Annotated in this window: 17 protein-coding genes; 8 read left to right on the plus strand and 9 right to left on the minus strand. The window is 65.6% G+C overall.

The window, feature by feature from the left end; translation table 11 throughout:
* Positions 1–257 precede the first annotated feature (257 nt).
* The 4 genes from ACODSP_RS14840 to ACODSP_RS14855 are packed head-to-tail and all read left to right on the plus strand — an operon-like array spanning position 258 to position 4,637.
* Entirely contained in the window at positions 258–1,445 is a 1,188-nt protein-coding gene (locus tag ACODSP_RS14840) for a CDP-glycerol glycerophosphotransferase family protein (protein ID WP_488966342.1), read from the plus strand.
* The gene (locus ACODSP_RS14845) at positions 1,442–2,230 is read left to right on the plus strand and encodes a glycosyltransferase family 2 protein (protein ID WP_488966343.1); all 789 of its coding nucleotides are present in this window, start codon (positions 1,442–1,444) and stop codon (positions 2,228–2,230) included. Before ACODSP_RS14840 ends, ACODSP_RS14845 begins: the two co-directional genes overlap by 4 nt.
* A complete protein-coding gene (locus tag ACODSP_RS14850) occupies positions 2,221–3,543 on the plus strand; it encodes a lipopolysaccharide biosynthesis protein (protein ID WP_488966344.1) in 1,323 nt (440 codons plus the stop codon). Before ACODSP_RS14845 ends, ACODSP_RS14850 begins: the two co-directional genes overlap by 10 nt.
* Positions 3,544–3,548: 5 nt before the next feature.
* Entirely contained in the window at positions 3,549–4,637 is a 1,089-nt protein-coding gene (locus ACODSP_RS14855; RefSeq protein WP_488966375.1) for a glycosyltransferase, read from the plus strand.
* Here ACODSP_RS14855 and ACODSP_RS14860 read toward each other — a convergent pair.
* From ACODSP_RS14860 to ACODSP_RS14880, 5 genes are all read right to left on the minus strand, one after another.
* Entirely contained in the window at positions 4,606–5,502 is an 897-nt protein-coding gene (locus tag ACODSP_RS14860) for a glucosamine inositolphosphorylceramide transferase family protein (protein ID WP_488966345.1), read from the minus strand. The two genes, ACODSP_RS14855 and ACODSP_RS14860, sit on opposite strands and share 32 nt — an antisense overlap.
* Positions 5,503–5,631: 129 nt before the next feature.
* A complete protein-coding gene (locus ACODSP_RS14865; protein ID WP_488966346.1) occupies positions 5,632–6,762 on the minus strand; it encodes a GNAT family N-acetyltransferase in 1,131 nt (376 codons plus the stop codon).
* Entirely contained in the window at positions 6,752–7,612 is an 861-nt protein-coding gene (locus tag ACODSP_RS14870; RefSeq protein ID WP_488966347.1) for an alpha/beta hydrolase, read from the minus strand. Before ACODSP_RS14870 ends, ACODSP_RS14865 begins: the two co-directional genes overlap by 11 nt.
* A gap of 89 nt (positions 7,613–7,701) precedes the next feature.
* Positions 7,702–8,676 (minus strand): arginase family protein, encoded by a 975-nt coding sequence (locus tag ACODSP_RS14875; protein WP_488966348.1) that lies wholly within the window; start codon positions 8,674–8,676, stop codon positions 7,702–7,704.
* Positions 8,673–9,356: an MtnX-like HAD-IB family phosphatase gene (locus ACODSP_RS14880; protein WP_488966349.1), complete on the minus strand. Its 684-nt coding sequence runs from the start codon at positions 9,354–9,356 to the stop codon at positions 8,673–8,675. The genes ACODSP_RS14875 and ACODSP_RS14880 overlap by 4 nt, the downstream gene beginning before the upstream one ends.
* A 350-nt stretch (positions 9,357–9,706) precedes the next feature.
* Between ACODSP_RS14880 and ACODSP_RS14885 the strand changes: the two genes are divergently transcribed.
* Genes ACODSP_RS14885 through ACODSP_RS14900 form a run of 4 tightly spaced genes read left to right on the plus strand, consistent with a single transcriptional unit; the run spans position 9,707 to position 13,026 of the window.
* Entirely contained in the window at positions 9,707–11,050 is a 1,344-nt protein-coding gene (locus ACODSP_RS14885; RefSeq protein WP_488966350.1) for an aspartate aminotransferase family protein, read from the plus strand.
* A gap of 14 nt (positions 11,051–11,064) precedes the next feature.
* Positions 11,065–11,421: a DMT family transporter gene (locus tag ACODSP_RS14890; protein WP_488966351.1), complete on the plus strand. Its 357-nt coding sequence runs from the start codon at positions 11,065–11,067 to the stop codon at positions 11,419–11,421.
* Positions 11,421–11,807 carry a DMT family transporter gene (locus ACODSP_RS14895; RefSeq protein WP_488966352.1) on the plus strand — a complete coding sequence of 129 codons (387 nt, stop codon included), beginning with the start codon at positions 11,421–11,423 and terminating at the stop codon, positions 11,805–11,807. The genes ACODSP_RS14890 and ACODSP_RS14895 overlap by 1 nt, the downstream gene beginning before the upstream one ends.
* A complete protein-coding gene (locus tag ACODSP_RS14900; RefSeq protein WP_488966353.1) occupies positions 11,788–13,026 on the plus strand; it encodes a DegT/DnrJ/EryC1/StrS family aminotransferase in 1,239 nt (412 codons plus the stop codon). Before ACODSP_RS14895 ends, ACODSP_RS14900 begins: the two co-directional genes overlap by 20 nt.
* Before the next feature lie 28 nt (positions 13,027–13,054).
* On the opposite strand, the gene ACODSP_RS14905 is transcribed toward ACODSP_RS14900, so the two are convergent.
* From ACODSP_RS14905 to ACODSP_RS14920, 4 genes are read right to left on the minus strand one after another with little or no spacing between them, the layout of a single operon-like run.
* Complete coding sequence (locus ACODSP_RS14905; protein WP_488966354.1) at positions 13,055–14,257, minus strand: acetyltransferase domain-containing protein; 1,203 nt, start codon at positions 14,255–14,257, stop codon at positions 13,055–13,057.
* Positions 14,258–14,296: 39 nt separating this feature from the next.
* Entirely contained in the window at positions 14,297–15,619 is a 1,323-nt protein-coding gene (locus ACODSP_RS14910; RefSeq protein ID WP_488966355.1) for an NAD(P)/FAD-dependent oxidoreductase, read from the minus strand.
* A 46-nt stretch (positions 15,620–15,665) separates the two neighbouring features.
* The gene (locus tag ACODSP_RS14915) at positions 15,666–16,067 is read right to left on the minus strand and encodes a RidA family protein (protein WP_488966356.1); all 402 of its coding nucleotides are present in this window, start codon (positions 16,065–16,067) and stop codon (positions 15,666–15,668) included.
* The gene (locus ACODSP_RS14920) at positions 16,067–17,230 is read right to left on the minus strand and encodes a DSD1 family PLP-dependent enzyme (RefSeq protein WP_488966357.1); all 1,164 of its coding nucleotides are present in this window, start codon (positions 17,228–17,230) and stop codon (positions 16,067–16,069) included. Before ACODSP_RS14920 ends, ACODSP_RS14915 begins: the two co-directional genes overlap by 1 nt.
* Positions 17,231–17,337: the final 107 nt, after the last annotated feature.

The following is a 17,337-nucleotide window of genomic DNA, read 5'->3' on the forward strand; positions in this document are numbered from 1 at the left end:
AACAAAAAGCAGAGTAAGCGCGCAGATGGATAAGGGCTGGAATCCCTGAAAATTCCAGGAGATCGCAGGCCCAGCACCGAACATGGCCCTTGGCATGGCGGGTGCAAATTACCCAGGGAGGCTGTCCGTGGATCGGTATCCGGCATTCAAGATGTGGGCGTTCAAATGGCTTTATTTACAACCGAAGGCACAAGCTCATGATTGAGCCATCGCGGGAACCGAGCGGATACAATCCACGATCAGTAGCGCGGGGTCCCATGCGCATCGGCTTTCTTTTCAACCATGATCAGATCCATCAGGTCGCGCACAGCCTGCCCATCGCACTGGCCCTGGCCAAGGGCGGCTTTGCTGGCGAGATTTTCGTCGCCACGACGAACGAGCGCACCCGCCGGGAGGTGCTGCGGCTGGGCGGTGATGAGATTGGCCGACATATAACCCATGTCGATCTGGGTCTGCGTGCCCGGTCATTGGTGTTGTCACGCCCACTGGAAAGCTTGGTTCCATCGCGCAAGCTGCTGGTCTATGGCGACAATCTGGATTTCTTCCGCAGCCTGGACATGCTGGTCGTGGCGGAAAAGACCTCCCTGGTCCTGAAAACGCTCTATGGGCTGAAGAACCTCAAGATCGTTCACACACGGCATGGGGCCGGGGACCGGGCCATCGGCTTTGATAAGGCTTCGGCGGGTTTCGATCATGTATTCTGCTCCGGCCCGAAGGTGCGCGAACGGCTGATCGCCGAAGCAAAGGTGCCGCCGGAGAAGATCAGCATGGTGGGCTATCCGAAGTTCGATATGCTCGACCCGTCCGTGACCATGTTTCCGGTAAGGTCGCGGGCTCCCATCGTGCTGTACAATCCCCATTGCTCGGCCCACCTGTCATCCTGGTTCAAACATGGCCGGCAGGTGCTGGATTTCTTCCTGGACAATCCCAACTACCAACTGATCTTCGCCCCGCATGTCATGCTGTTCGAACGCAAATTCGTCCTGACCATTGACAAGCTGCGTATCGACCGGCCGGGCCATATCGAAGAGCGCTATCTGCGCGCACCCAATATCCATATCGACCTGGGCAGCCGTGCCTCCACGGACATGAGCTACACGATGATGGCCGATCTCTATCTGGGTGACGTCAGCAGCCAGATTTACGAATTTCTCCTGCATCCCCGCCCCTGCCTGTTCCTGAACAGTCACAAGGCCGACTGGCGCCAGGACCCCAACTATGGCCATTGGCGCGCGGGCCCCGTCATCGACACGCCCGCCGAACTGGCCGATGGGCTGAAACGCGCCCTGGCCAGCCATGAGGAAGCCTATCGCCCGGTGCAGCAGCAAATGTTTACAAACAGCTTCGATCTGACGGACAAGCCATCGTCACAGCGTGCCGCCGAGGTGCTAGCCGCGCTGATGGGCGACACAGGCTGGAACCAGCGGGCCAGCCTGTCCGCATGAGCGCACTGATCACAATCCTGCTGCCCTTCTTCAACGAAGAAGGATGGATCGGCACCACACTGGACAGTTTGGCCGCGCAGAGCGACCGGCGCTTCTGTCTGCTGCTGCTGGATAACGGCTCCACCGACCAGGGCCGGGACGAGGCGCGCCGCCACCTCGCCGCATTGCCGGACATCACGGCTGACATCCTATCCGTGCCCACGCCGGGCAAGGTGAACGCGCTGGCCGCCGGTCTGGCCCTGGTCCGCACACCCTTTGTCGCCATCTGCGACGCGGACACAACATACCCGTCCGACTATGTCGCGAACTGCCTCGCCTTGTTCACCGCCCACCCGGAAGCGGCGGCGGTGATGGCTATCGATCTCTATCACCCGGCGCACTCACAGGCCGCTACGCGCCGGATCTACCGCATCCTGCGTAAGGTGCGCCGGTTCCGTAACCAATGCCATGCCGGCGGCTATGCCCAGTCTTATCGCACCGAGGCGCTGGTGGCTGCCGGCGGCTTTGACCTGCGGCGATGGCCCTTCGTGCTGGAGGATCACGAGATCGTGCATCGGGTGATGCGGTTCGGCACGGTCATCTATGATCACGGCCATCATTGCTTCCCTTCGCAACGCCGCACCAACCGCCGCCGCGTCAGTTGGACATGGTGGGAAAGATTGCTGTACCGTCATATGCCGCGTGAGCGGATGGACTGGTTCTTCTATGATTTCCTGGGCCATCGTCTGGCCCGCCGCAATGCCTATTCCACCGCCTTGAGAGCCAAGGATTGGACATGTCCCTGAGCATGGTGCCACCGGGCGCACCGGCTGGCGCGCTGCGCCGTATCTTCGGCGGGCTGGGACTGGTGCTGGGCGGCAAGGCCGGGGCCGGGCTGATCAGCCTCGCCTATCTGGTGATCGCCACACGCGCGCTGGGACCGCATGATTATGGCGTGCTGGTGCTGATCCACACCTATGTGACAACCGTCTGCGGCATCGTGGAATTCCCCGCCTGGCAGGCCGTCATCCGCTATGGCGCGGAGGCGCAGCGCGCGGGTGACCGTCATCGCCTGTCGCGCCTGCTGCGCTTCGGGGCGCGGTTGGAATTGCTGGGCGGGCTGGCGGCCATCCTGGCGGCGGCACTGTGTGCACCGCTGGTGGGGCCGCATCTGGGCTGGCCGGAAACGGCCATGGTTCTGGCCCTGCCCTACAGTCTGGCTGTGCTGGGTTCCGTCCGCTCCACACCAGCGGGATATCTGCAGCTGGTCAACCGCTTCGACCTGCTGGGCCTGCATAATCTGGTGGCACCGATGGTGCGGCTGGCAGGCGCGGGCATCGCGGCCCTGGCCGGGTGGGGACTGAAGGGTTTCCTGGTCGCATGGCTGGTGGCGGCACTGTGCGAGTTCGTCAGCCTGTGGGCCATGGGCCTATGGCTGGCCCGCCGCCATCTGGGGCCGGACCTGCGGCGACCGGAACCCGGCGATCCGGCTGCCGACAATCCCGGCATCTGGCGGTTCCTTCTGGCCAGCAATGCCGACGTGACCCTGACCGAACTGGCCGGGCGCGTGGCGCCGCTGGTGGTGGGCTGGATGCTGGGGCCAGCGGCGGCGGGCCTGTTCTCCGTGGCGCAGCGGGCGACCGTGCTGATCGCACAACCGGCACAGATCCTGGGCAACACCGCCTATCCGGAACTGGCACGCCTGATGGCCAGCGGCCATGGCGGGCGGGCCCTGCGCCAGACCGTGGGCCGGGTGGCGGCCATCGCGCTGGGTGCCTGCATCCCCATCGTCGCCATCGTCTGGCTGTTCAACGCGCAGATCGTGGAATTGATCGCCGGTCCGGCCTTCGCCGATGCGGCGCAGTTGATGGTGGTGCTGGTCCTGGCCCGTGCCCTGGCGATGGCGGGAACGCCTTGCACCGCCGCCTTGACCGCGCTGGGCCGGCCCGGCTGGTCGATGGGCGCCAACCTGACGGCCAGCCTGCTGTTCCTGCCGGCCCTGCCCATCTTGCTGGATCAGTTCGGGCTGGCAGGGGCCGGCATTCAGGCCGTGGGACAGTCGCTGACCGCCAGCCTGCTGCTGCTGGTCCTCACCTGGAAAAGGAGTGGGGCGGCGTGAAGCCCATGCGTATCGCCTATGTCATCAATTCCGTGGAGGGTGGCGGGGCCGCCCTGCCCGTGCCTGCCGTCACCCGCGTCATGCGCGATGCCGGGGCCGTTGTCCGGGTCTTTGCCCTGACCCGCCGGGATGGCCGTGCCCTGCCCCCCATGGTGGCGGCCGGGCTTGATCCCCTGGTGCGCGACGGCGGAACTGGCGACCATTGGCAGGCCGCCCGCTGGCTGGACGCGGAACTGCGGAAATGGGGCGCCACCCATCTCTGGACCTCGCTCAGCCGTGCCACCATCCTGGGCCTGCTGATCGGCCCCAGACTTGGATTGCCGGTCGTCTGCTGGCAGCATGCCGCCTTCCTGAAGCCGTGGAACCGGCGGCTGATGCAGCTTCTGCAATCGCGCGCCTTGCTCTGGGTCGGGGATTCCGCCTCGGTCACCACCTTGACACGGGAACGGCTGGGCGTGACGCCCGACAGGTTGGTGACCTGGCCCATCTTCGCCGCCAATCCCGACCAGCCCACCGCACAGCCCTGGCAAGCCGGACAGACGCTGCGCCTGGGCAGCCTGGGCCGGTTGCACCCGGTCAAGGGCTATGACGTCTTGCTGATGGCACTGGCGGCCCTGCATCGCCAGGGTTTCCGCCCGCCCTGCCCCATCAGCCTGACACTGGCCGGCGAGGGGGAAGAACGGGCGCGGCTGGCCGCCCTGGCGGGGGACGTCGGCATCGCCGATGTGATCCTGCCCGGCTATACGGACCGCCCCGACCGGTTCCTGGCGGACCTGCATCTCTATCTGCAACCCTCCCGGTCCGAGGGTTTCTGCATCGCGGCACATGAGGCGATGGCAGCCGGCCTGCCCGTGCTGGCATCCGCCGTGGGGGAAATCCCGCACAGCATCATGGAGGGCATGACTGGTCACACGGTTCCGCCCGGTGATGTGGCGGCCCTGGCCGCCCAGTTGGCAAAGCTATTGTCCAATCCCGGCGGACTGCATGCCATGGGAATGGCGGCGCGAACCCGCATCCAGGATCAGTTCTCCCAAACCCGGTTCAGGGAGGCGGGCACCACCATCATGCGGCGGATCGCCCCCATCTCCGTTTGATATCCAGCCAAAGACCGGAGAGCGACCGGTCAATGCGCTTCACATCGATCATAGTGACGCCGCCGCCACTGCTCAACGTGTGCATCCCATCACGATAGGCGCCCGCCGATCCCGGCAGGTCCAGCGGCGCCCCCGCCACCGCCGCAAACCCCGTCTCATCCAGCCTGTCGATCCAGAGCGGGCGCAGCGCGCCGCCATAGGTGTGTCGGCAATCCTGAACGGGCAACATGATCCGGCCATCAATGACCAGGGCCGTACCGCCTGGGCGGGATGAACCACGGTCGATGCGGACGGGATTGCCGGGATGCGGGGTCCATGGGCCTGTCAGCCGGTCTGCCCAGGCCACATGCAGATGCCCCAGCTTGGTGGCCTTGGTTGTCGCCGGTGAATAGAACAGCCACCAGCGCCCTTCATGCCAAAACGGCGTGGCGTCCACGGCCACGCAGTCCAGACGGATTTCCGCCTCCCGCCTCCAATCCGCCGGCCCCTCCCCCATGCGATAGAGATGCAAGCCCCCCGACCGGTGCGCCTCCGGCAGCATCCAGGTGGCCCCATCGGCATCGAAAACCTGCGGATAAGAGAGGTGCCAAGGTTCCCGCAGGCAGGGGCGGCGCGCCACAACCCGGAAATCATCACCCAGCGTCAGCAGTTCGATGATCCCATGCCGTGTCGCATAATCATAGCTTTCCACAAAGACATGAAGCCGCCCCCCCGGTTCACGCCACGCAAAGGGATCGGCCAGGAAGGCGAAGGCGGGTTCCTCGGGCAGCCAATGCACCGCTGCATCGGCCAGCCCACCGGACAGCAGTTCCGCCGCAGGCCGGGCGATCAGCCCGCATCTCCAGATATCCTTGCGCCGGGGCATGCCTTAACTCCACAATCCCGTTGGTGGCCGATGCTGGCGACGTCTATGTCAGCAGCAAGGGATAAACCCTGGACCCGTGGCCCGTCGAACATCTTAAGCAGCGGCCGCCCCCAACGGCATCCGCGATCATCACGCGCCTTTCTCCCGCACGGTCCCCAGATCGGGGTCCTGCCGGTCAAAGCCCAGCCAGGGGGAAACAAGGCGCAGCAGCAGGTTCAGCAGCAAATTGTGGCTGCGGACCAGATTGACGGAGGGTTCCAGGCTGCTGCCGAAACGCAGTTTGGCGGCATAGGCGGTCTGGCCCGATTGCAGCCGGGGCCGGCCGGACGACATCGCCAGCCGCACATTTTCCAGCCAGCTCAACACATAGAGATTGTGGTCGCGGGCCAGCGGATACTCCATGCCCAGGAACTTGTCGATGATCCGGCCATCGGCCAGCAGCAGCAGATTGAACGCCACCAGCCGATCACCGACCCAGTAGAAGACGAACCGCGCGCGATCACCCAGTGCCGCCGGCACGGAAGCGAAATAGCCTTTTGGCAGTTCCTCGAACTCGCCATAGCGGACCCGGCTGTTGGCGCGCGTGCTTTCATAAAGCTCTTCCACCCGGTCCAGCAGATCGCCCGCCGCCGGGCGGTGTTCGACCCGGACGGCACCGGCGGATTTCAGCTTGCGCCTGATATCCTTGCGCGTTGATGCCGACAGGCCCGCCAGATAATCCGCCTCCCCCGCCTTGCCGGTCAGATCCAGCACGGCCACAGGCAGGCTGGTCACGGACACGAAGCCGCGCGCCACCAGCAGCGGGGTAAGCCAGTCCGCCTCCGGTGCGGCCACATCCTTGAAGGCGGTCAGCCGCGCCCCGCGCCGCCGCGCGTCCGCCGCCAGCAATTCCAGCAGGGTGTCCAGCGCCACCTCCCGCTGTGCCGGTGTCAGACCGGGCCGGGCCGCGACATGGCAGCGCTCCGCCAGGGTCGACCCTATTCCCAGCAGACGCCAGACCATCAGGCCCGGCAGCAACCCCGCCAGCCGCCGCGCGATGTCACCGGCCCTTCCCTGGAACGGGGTGTCCAGCCGGTACTCCATCTCGAACAAGGGGGCACCCAGGACCAGCCCATCCTTGTCCATGACCACGGCCACGGGACCGCCACAGGCACGGTAATAGACCCAGCCTTCGGCCTCTCCCGGCTGGCAGGCATCCCAGTCTGCCGCCGGCAGCTGGCCAATATCCGTCAGGATGCGGGCATTCAGGTCAGCCACCATTGGCCACCCTTGCGGGCAGAAGGGCCGCTGGCCGTTCGCGCACCAGGGCCGTCAGGAAATCTGTGACGCGGGTGGCCATCAGGTCCCGCTGCCGGTCCACGGTCACCAGATGGTAACTGTCATCCAGCACCAGCATGTCCACGCGACCGCCCAGCCGGCGTTGCAGATAAAAGGCATTGGACAGGCTGGCAATGTCATCCTCACGCGACTGCACCAGCAGGGTCGGCTGCCGCACCGATGGCAAGCGTGGCTTCAGGTCCGCCGTCAGGCGCCACATCTCCCGGATGGCATGGGCTGGGGTGGACAGCAGACCGGCAGCGGCACTGTCTCCGGCATGCATGGCGCGGACGATGGCGGCCCGGATACGCGCATCCTTGATGCCATAGGGTTCCCGCTCCACAAAGGCCAGACGCTTTCCCAGCGGCGTATGGACCAGGATGCGCAGCAGGAAGCCGTACCAGGGGATGGACCAGCCATCATAGCGCAGGGTCGGGGCCAGCATGATCAGGCCATGCACACGGGCGGGCCGGCCCGCCGCCAGACGCGCGGCCAGCAAGGCCCCCATGGAAAGCCCGCCGACCACGATGGTGTCACAGCTCTGCTCCAGCCGCAGCAGCCCCGCTTCCACGCTGGCAAACCAGTCCTGCCAGGGCGTGCCGGCCAGTTCAGCCGCCGTGCCGCAATGGCCCGCCAACTGACAGCACAGCACGGTGGCGCCGACGTCGCGCGCCTTGCGGGCCAGCGGCTTCATCTCAACCGGCGTGCCGCCCAACCCGTGGATCAGCAGCAGGCCGACCCGCCGCCCGCCCATGCCGGCACCGGACAGGAAGATGCTGCGGTCATGTATCATACCAGACCCTGTTGAGGTCAACCCAACAGGGTCTGGTTCGGCGGCGACTGCCGCCGCGCCGCCCATGCGGCGTAGCCAAGCCCACGGTATCATTTCGGCCATATCCCCTCCTCGGCCATGGCGTCCGCCATGCGCAGGATGCGACGGTTGGTCTGGTCATTGATGGCGCGCGCGGCAGCGGGATCATCAACCGGTCGGGCAGGCCGGTCGGTGGCCGACAGCAGCCAGCGCAGCGGATCACGAAACAGCGGCGGCGAATGGTCACCGCAGACATCCATGCCCAGCAGCCGCCGGCCCCGCGCCAACCGCCGCACCAGCGCCAGCACCGTATCCAGTTGCATACCGCCCTGGTCCCAGTTGGTGACCGCCTCCGCCGGCGTCAGGACATCCTTGTCCAGCGACACCCACAGGCCGCCGGGTGGCAGACGGCGCTCCAGGTCGGCAGCGAACTGTTCGGCCCCCGCATCCGCCAGATTGCGCCAGACGATATGCCCGGCCTGGGTCCGGCAGCCGGGGCCATTCACGGGCCGGCCCCACAGGCGGCTGGGTGCCGCCTTCCAGGGATGCACCTCCAGCCGGCCCGCCCGGATCGCCTCCAGATTGGCGAATTTCCATTCCGGTCGGACGAAATCATCACTGGCCGGCCCAATGGTCACGACATGCGACACGCACTGGTTCTCCAACGCCCGGTTGACCCAGGCCCCGCAGTTCCAGGTGGCGGGAAAGGATGTCCAGTCGGGATGATTATCGAAATGCAGCAATGTGACCGGCTCCCTCACCGATGCCAGGAACAGGGCCGCCAGATGGTGAAAATCGCCGGACCCATAGAAAATCAGTGGTGCCGATCCCCCCGTCAGGGGAAAGACATCCGCAATCCGCTGCCGCAGGGTGCTCAAACCCCGGCGTGATGCCAGGATACGCAGCCTTGGTCCCAGATCGCGGGCCGGAAGCAGCACGGCGGACCCGTCGTCAATCCGTCGCCGCAACCCCGCCTGCCCGGTCAGCGATCCATCGAGATCCAGGACAAGGCAGCGTACGTGCGATGGTATCCCCAATTCCGTCATTCCGCCGCCACCGCCGGCCTGAAATGCCGGTCCAGCCAGTCGGCGAACAAGGGCGTCAGGTCCTGAAAGCCCGCGAAGGGCAGATGCGCAATGCCTTGATCCCGGCAATGGGCGGCCAGGCGTCCCTTCGCGAAGACGTGGTCGGCTGCACCCGCCCCGCAGAAATCGGACCGGCCATCGCCGATCAGGGCGGTGGGGCGACCATCATCGCCCCGCATCGCCTCCATGCCGGCGCATTTGCAATTGCCGGCCATGGTCATGCAGCCGGCATCGGCATGCGGAAAACCCAGGCGCCAGCGCCCATCGCCCAAGGACAGCAGACGGTTCGACCGTATCGGCACCGACAGGCCCAGCCGGCGCATCACGCCATGCGCCACCCGGTCCAACCCATCGGACAGGATGGTGAAGGGCTGACCACGCTCCCGGCACATCCGGGCAAAGGCCGGGACGCCGGGATCGACAGGAATATCGGCGATGAAACGGTCAAGGTCATCGGGGGCGACACGCAACAGGTCCACCTGCCGGGCCATGCAATCGCGCGACCCGATCTCGCCCCGTTCCCAGGCGGCCTCCACCTCCCGCCAGGCGGGAAGCGCGAACCGCTCCAGGATCAGGTCCGTGGTATCCACGGACGAGATGGTGCCATCGAAATCGATATGGAGATGCAGAAGCGGGGTCATGGGGACCATCCGTGGCGGCCAGGGTTCCGGTCCAAACCGCAAACCCCGTGCCAGCCGCCGTCCGTCCGGCGAAAACCGCACGGATCAACGCTTTGCGCGTGAACCCGTCGCTGACGCGCCCATCAGGCGAGCTACAAATTTTGTAGTTAGCAACCCGATACGTCGGCACACCGGATGGTGCTGACCGGTGCACCAGAAATGCACTCAGCCCAGAAAAATACAATAATTACAGATAGATCAGAAGAACCCTCCCTGCCCCGCACCCTTCCTGGCATGGCCGATGCACACGGTGCCATGGCCCCGGTCACCGACCGCCGCCCCCTTCCCTTCTTTGCAAGCAGGTACGCAGCATGACCCAACGCTACTGGCAGCCCGACCGTTATCGCCGCAGCGCCGCCCTGTTCGACAAGGCGCGCAGCATCATTCCCGGCGGCGTCAACAGCACGGCGCGCGCCACCTGGGCCGGATGGGACCCGCATCCGCTGTTCATCAGCCATGGTACCGGATCGCGGGTCACCGACGTCGATGGCAATGAGTATATCGATTATCTGCTGGGCCTTGGCCCCATGCTGCTGGGCCACCGCCCACCGGCGGTAACCCACGCCGTGGTCGATCAGATCGAACGCTGCGGCACCGTCTTCGCCCTGCCCGCCGCGGCAGAGACAATCCTGGCCGAAAAAATCCGCGCTGCCGTGCCCAGCCTGGAACGCGTCCGCCTGTGCAATACCGGCACCGAGGCGGTGCTCTACAGCATCCGTCTGGCCCGCGCCTTCACCGGTCGTTCCAAGATCATCCGGTTCGAGGGCATGTATCACGGCTTTTCCGACGGCATCTATTGGAGCAAGCATCCCAACCCCGAAACGGCAGGCCCCGACCAGGCGCCACGCCCCGTGCCGCAGGGGCCGGGCCTGCCCAATGGCATCGGCGACAGCCTGATCATCCTGCCCTGGAACGACGTGCATGCCCTGCGTGAGGTTCTGGCGCGCGAAGGCAACAATATCGCCGCCATCATCACCGAACCCATCATGTGCAATACAGGCTGCATCCTGCCGGAGAACGGGTATCTGGAGGCGATGCGCATGCTGGCCGACCGGCACGGCGTGCTGCTGATCTTCGACGAGGTGATCACCGGCTTCCGCATCGCGCTGGGCGGTGCCCAGGCCCATTACGGCATCCGCCCCGACCTGTCGGTCTTTGCCAAGGGATTGGGCGGCGGCTTCCCCGTGGCCTGCATGGGCGGGCGGGCCGACATCATGGCCCTGGTCGAACAGGGCAAGGTCTCCATGGCCGGCACCTACAACGCTAACGGTATCGCCGTGGCTGCCGCTAATGCCGCCCTGGACGAACTGGCCCGCCCCGGCATGTATGAACATCTCTACGCCGTGTCCGATCGGCTGCGGGAGGGGTTGGGCCGTATCGTCCGTGACCTGCGCGTGCCTGCGCATGTCGTGGGCCTGGGTCCCGTCTTCCAGCTCTGGTTCTCGCGCGAACCGATCCGCAATTACCGCGACGCGGCCCGCCATGCCGACCATGACGCCTTCCGCCTGTGGTGGGAGGGGATGCTGAACCGGGGCGTGATGTTCCATCCCGGCGCCTATGAGAACCTGTTCGTCTCCTTCGCCCACAGCCATGACGATATAGACCAGACCCTGGCCGCCGCGCGGGAAACCCTGGCCGAGATGCTGGTGGCGTGACGGGCGGCGCGCATATGTCAAACCTCACCCTGGCCCTCTGGCTATTGAACATGTTCTTCGATACCGGCGGGCAATTGGCCTTCAAGCAGGCGGCCCTGGCACCCGGCGACGGGCTGGCCCGCTGGCGGACCATGGCTGGCCGTCCCTGGATCTGGATCGGCGTCGGTTGCTACCTGGGCGAATTCCTGGCCTGGACAGCCTTCCTGTCGCTGGTGCCCCTGTCGACAGGTGTGCTGCTGGGCTCCGTCAATATCGTGCTGATCATGCTGGCCGGGCGGCTTTTCTTCGCAGAGAAGCTGGGCCGCCTGCGCCTGACCGGCATCCTGCTGATCGCCGCGGGCGTGGCCGCCGTGGGCGTGGGGGGATCGTGATGCGCAAAGGCATCGCCATCGGGTTCGTATTCCTGCTGGGCTTCGATGTCATGGCCCAGGTCGGTTTCAAGCTGGCGGCCGACAGCGCCTTGCCCATGGATGCGGATGTGGCTTGGCTGCTGCGGCTGCTGGTCCATCCCGGCCTTTACATGGCCGTGGCCGGATATCTGGGGGCCTTCGTCACCTGGATGTCGCTGCTGCGGCACGCACCTATCGGCCCGGCCTTCGCCGCCTCGCATCTGGAGGTGGTGGCGGTGATGCCTTTCGCGGTGCTGCTGTTCGGGGAAAGCCTGGACTGGCCGCAATTGCTGGGCGCCGTCGCCATCGTTGCCGGCATCCTGTGTCTGGCACTGGAGGAGGAGGAACATGCCACCCCGCCCCCATGATCCCTGGCGGGAATTGCCGCCCACGGCGGGTCTGCCGCTGGGCTGGCGCGACCTGCTGGCCGGATGGCGGACGGGGCGCGGCTTTGCCAACGCCATTGCCGACATGCTGGACCTTGAGGCACCGCCCCTGATCACCTGTTCCGGCACGGCGGCACTGGTCGTGGCGCTAACCACGCTGCGCCGGTACAGCACCCGCCGACAGGTGATCGTGCCCGGCTTTACCTGTCCGCTGGTGGCCATCGCCATCGCGCATTGCGGATTGCAACCCGTGGCCTGCGATCTGGCGCCGGGCGGGATCGACCTGGACGAGACAGAACTGGCCCGTCTGATCGACCCCGACACGCTGGCCGTGCTTCCCACCCACCTCGCCGGCAGGGTGACGCGGTTGGAACCGGCCTTGCGGCTGGCGGCGCAACATGGGGCCTTTGTTATCGAAGACGCCGCCCAGGCCCTGGGTGCCCGCATCGGCACGCGGCCAGCCGGGACCATCGGCGATATCGGCTTCCACAGCCTGGCCGTGGGCAAAGGACTGTCCCTTTATGAAGGCGGATTGCTGCATGCCCGCGATCCCGACATGCGCGCGGAACTGGCGCGGACGGCGGCGGAACTGTTGCCGGAGAACCGGGTTCTGGAGTGGCAGCGCAGCCTGGAACTGGCCGCCTATACCCTTCTCTACCGCCCCCGGCTGCTGCCTTTGGCCTATGGGCGTGCCCTGCGGCGCCATTTGCGGCATGGCGACATCCTCACCGCCGCCGGCGATCGCTTCGGGCGTACCATCCCGATGCATGGCGTGGGTCGCTGGCGTCAAGGCGTGGGCGAACGTGCCTTGGCGCGGTTGCCTGCCTTCCTGGCCGGAGGGCGTCAGCAGGCGGACCTAATTCTGCCCCGTCTTTCCCGCGTGCCGGGCCTGACGGTCCAGGGCGATCCCGGGGGGACCGACGGTATCTGGCCGTCCTTCCTGTTGCGCATGCCCGATGCGGCCAGTTGCGATCTGGCCCTGGACAGCCTGTGGGGGGCTGGCCTGGGCCTATCCCGGCTATTCGTCCATGCCCTTCCCGACTATCCATTCCTGGCCGATATCCTGCCTGACACGCCGCTGCCCCAGGCCCGCAGGCTGGCACGGACCAGCCTGCTCCTCGGGAATTCCCCCTGGCTGACGAACGCCGACCTGGACATCATTGTGACGACATTATCCACCAGCATTCAGCATACGACCTGACTGCCGTCCCAGGGAAAGACGCGACTGGTCAGAAATATCTCAGCCAGGCAATATCCTTGCGCCGCGCCTTCAACCGCGAGAACCAGGCCGTCGGAATGTAGAAGGGGATGATCAGGCCCAGATACCAGGCGAACACCCAGCCATAAGTATCAAACCCGAACAAAATCCCATGGTTGGGTCCCCAGATGGCCAGGGCCGTGTGGTACAGCACGCGCAACATGGCCAGGTGGAAGATGTAGAAGAACATCGGGGCACCGCCGAACACCGACAGCGCGCTGCTGACACCGGCATCGCGGATACGCTCGAAAAACGCCAGCAGCAGCGATCCGACACCCAGGGTAAACAGCAGGAAATCCAGCGATGGCGGATATTTTGTCAGCGACATGAAGCTCATCATCGTCCGGGCCGGATCACCATCGACAACAAACCACGGCTTGTCGCCATAGACGTTCAGCAGGCGCAGGCCAATCAACAGGGCGATCATGCCGACACCCAGCAGCATCAGCCGGCGCTGACGCACCTGGGCCGACACATGCGGCAGGAACCAGGGCCCGATCCCGAAGCCAAGCAGGATCACACCGATCCAGGCCAGCACAGGATAACTGGTCTTGGCCACCAGCCCGAAGGGAAGGACAAGCAGGTCACGCTGATGCAGCAGGGCCCAGAGCCAGTGGAACGGCGCATCCGGGGCCAGACGGATGGGATCAAGCAGATTATGGCCCGCGACGATCACCAGACCCAGCACGATCAGCGTGGCCAGCGGCAGCCGGAACAGGCCGGCCAGCACGATCATGCACACGCCGATGCACCAGATGACCTGCAGCCACAGCGTCGGCTGGGCAACGCCCCAGTATAGCGGTGACAGGAAAAACACCTCAATCGCCATCAGCAGCAGGCCGCGCTTCAGCAGGTAGGAGGTCGTTTCCTGGGCCGTGTGGTTGCGGGCATAAAGAAAGACACCCAGCCCTGTCAGCGCCACAAAGATCGGCGCGCACAGGCTGGCGGCCAGCCGGGCGAAGAACAGGGCCGGCATGATGGTCCTTGCATCCACCGGATCGGTGATGTCGACATGCAGGAACCACGTCTCCCGGACATGGTCCAACAGCATCACCACCATGACGAAGCCACGCAGCGCATCGATACTGCGCAGACGCGACCCCGCCGATTTGACAGCCGTTCCGATCACGCCCGATGGCTGTTGTCCGGAAGCGGCCATAGCAATCGTGCCCATGTTGTGCCCCCTGGAATTGTCTGTTTACTGTGGAAAGTCCTAAAGCGAGCCGACTTTGATGGTCGACCCGTCAACCAGCCGCGACAGGTTGAAATGTGTGGGGTCGACGGATGGTGTTTCATTGGCGATCAGTTGCGCCATCAGATAGCCGATACCCGGTCCAAGGCCGAACCCGTGCCCCGAACAGCCGGCCGCCAGGAACAGACCGCCGATCGCGTCAATACAGGACGCAACCGGCACGGCATCCGGCGTACAGTCGACATAGGCGCCCCAGACATGGTCGATCTCAATCCCGGCCAGTTCAGGGAAGGTGCCCTTCACATTGTCCATGATGGCCTCAACCAGCCGCCGGTTGGGGGCCGGGTCCAACACGCGCTGACGTTCGAACATCCGGTCATCGCTGCCCAGCCAGGATGGAAGGGATTCCGGTCCCGCGAACAGAGACTTGCCGACCCCGATCTGCACCGCCTTCAGGCGCTTGATGAATTGCGGCAGGAATTGCCTCGCGAACCGCATGCCCTGCGCTGTCAGTTCCAACGTCGCCCGCCCGCTGATCGCCAGGGTGTAGCTACCATCCAGGCGCCGCGTCATGGCCAGGTCGGGGCAATAGACCACGTCGCCGACATCACGGGTCGGCTTCGTGCGCAACGCCGTCTGCCGCACGCTGGCCTGGGGAAACACCACGCCATGACGCGCCAGGAAGGTGGAGGCCCAGGCACCGGCGGCACACAGAACCGCATCCGCCCGGATGCTGCTCTTTTCGGTATGCACACCCGTCACACGGCCATTGGTGATGTCCAGGCCGCGCACGGCGCAGTTCTGATGGATGGTGGCGCCGCGCGCACGCGCCCCTTCGGCCAGGGCCGGTGCCGCCCAGGCGGGTTCCGCCTTTCCATCCGCGACGGAGTGCAAACCGCCCACCCATTTGCGGCGGGTTTCGGGAATGCGCAGTGCGGCCTGCGCCCCGGTCAGCATGTAGGTTTCAACACCGAACGCCCGCGCCGTCGGCCCCCAGGCCTCCCACCCGGCCAGCATGGCGGCATCGTCGGTCGCATAGACCAGACCCGTGCGCCGGAAGCCCAGATCCTGGCCGATCTCCGCCGCCAACCCGTCCCATAGCGACATGGACAGAAGCGACAGCGGCATTTCACGCGGATCGCGGTTCTGCTGCCGGCACCATCCCCAGGTCCGGCTCGACTGCTCACAGGCGATATGGCCCTTCTCCAGCAGGGCCACGGACAGGCCGCGCTTGGCCAGATAATAGGCCGACGCCGTGCCGACAATGCCGCCGCCGATCACCACGACATCGACGGACTGGGGCAGGGTTTCGTCACTGGCAACGGATCGAACAGCGGGAAGCATGGGGAAACCTCAACGAGGTGGGTTTGGGCTGCCGGCGCGTATGCGGTTACGCCGGCTTGATCACCGGCATGTACGCGACGGCGTCGATTTCCACCAGAAAGCCGTAGTGAAGCTCGGGCACCGGCACGACGGTCCGCGCCGGCCGCGCGTCGGGCAGCATCTGCGCATAGATACGGTTGAATTCCGGCCAGTTGGCGACGCCCACGATATAGGCGGTCACGCGCGCCAGCTGCGCCGACGTTCCACCTGCCGCCTTCAGGATTTCCAGCATGTTGGTCACGGCCTGACGGGCCTGCGTCTCAAAGCTGGTATCGGGCAGCGGCTGGCGATCCGCGCGGATCGGCAATTGCCCGGAGATATAAAGCGTGTCACCGGCCCGCACCGCCTGCACATAATGGCCAGCAGGCGCTGGGGCGGTATCGGTCAGGATGGTTTCAATACCGGACATTACCAGCCTCCAAAACGCGGCCAGCTGGCCTCGACAATATCCGACGCGCCGCGCACGACCTTGTAGCCGGCATGCTGGGCCCCCGTGGCACAGGCATGGTTGGGCAGGATGCGGACCCGGTCACCGATCTTCAGATCGGGCAAGGTCGCCCCGGAACCGGGCCGGACGGTGACGATGCCATGTTCCTGGTTGGCATCGGCCAGGATGATGTCGCCATAGGGTTTGCCGCTGCTGTCGCAGACCAGACCATAGCCCTGGCTGACAGGCTGCTTGGAGGTGCCGCGATCCTGCGACATCGCCATCCAGCCGGCATCGACAAGCACCCAGCCCTTCTCCCGCTGATGCCCGATCACGGTGGCCAGGACCGACAGGGCGATATCGTCCACCGTGCAGACACCGATACCCGTCATCACCAGATCGAAGAAGACGAACACGCCGGCCCGCACCTCGGTAACACCGGAAAGATCGGTGGCGAAATGGGCCGTGGGCGTGGAACCCAGGCTCACCACCGGGCATGGCAGGCCGGCACCGCGCAGTATCTGCGCCGCCTGCACCACCGCGCGGCGTTCCTGGGATGCCGCATCGACCAGGGCCTGTTCGGTGCGGGCACCATAGCTGGCACCGGCATGGGTCAGAACGCCACGAAGCTCCCCCCCCTGCACCAGCGCCCGCCCGATGGCCAGCAGACGGTCGGCATCATCGGGAAGGACGCCCGACCGGTGACCGTCGCAATCGATCTCGATCAGCGCCGGGATGGCATGGCCCGCCGCCCGCGACGCCGCCGCCACGGCTTCGGCCTGTTCAACATTGTCCAGGACGACCGCGATATCGACACCGTCCTGGCGAAGCTGCTGCACCTTGGCCAGTTTGCCGGGAGCGATGCCGACGGCATAGATCATGTCCTTGACGCCGGCTGCGGCGAAATACGCCGCCTCCTTCAGGGTGGAGACCGTTGCCGGACCTTCCGCGCTCGTCATCACCCGACGCGCCACATCGGCGGACTTCGCGGTCTTCAGGTGCGGGCGCAGCGAAACACCAAGGGATGAAAGCCGCTGCCGCAGGCGGGCAATGTTGCGGTCCATGCGGTCGGCGTCCAGGATCAGACAGGGCGTTTCAAGGTCCGCCAACCGCACCGGCGCAGGGGCCGTGTCAGGGTTCGTCATTGTGTCCGCGTGCGTCACAGGATAGGTCCTCGCAGATAGGGTGATTTCAATGGTGCTCGCGCGATCAACGCGGCGCAATTAACGGCTTCTGCATGATGGGATAAGGC

The sequence above is a fragment of the Niveispirillum sp. FG156 genome (assembly GCF_057809555.1).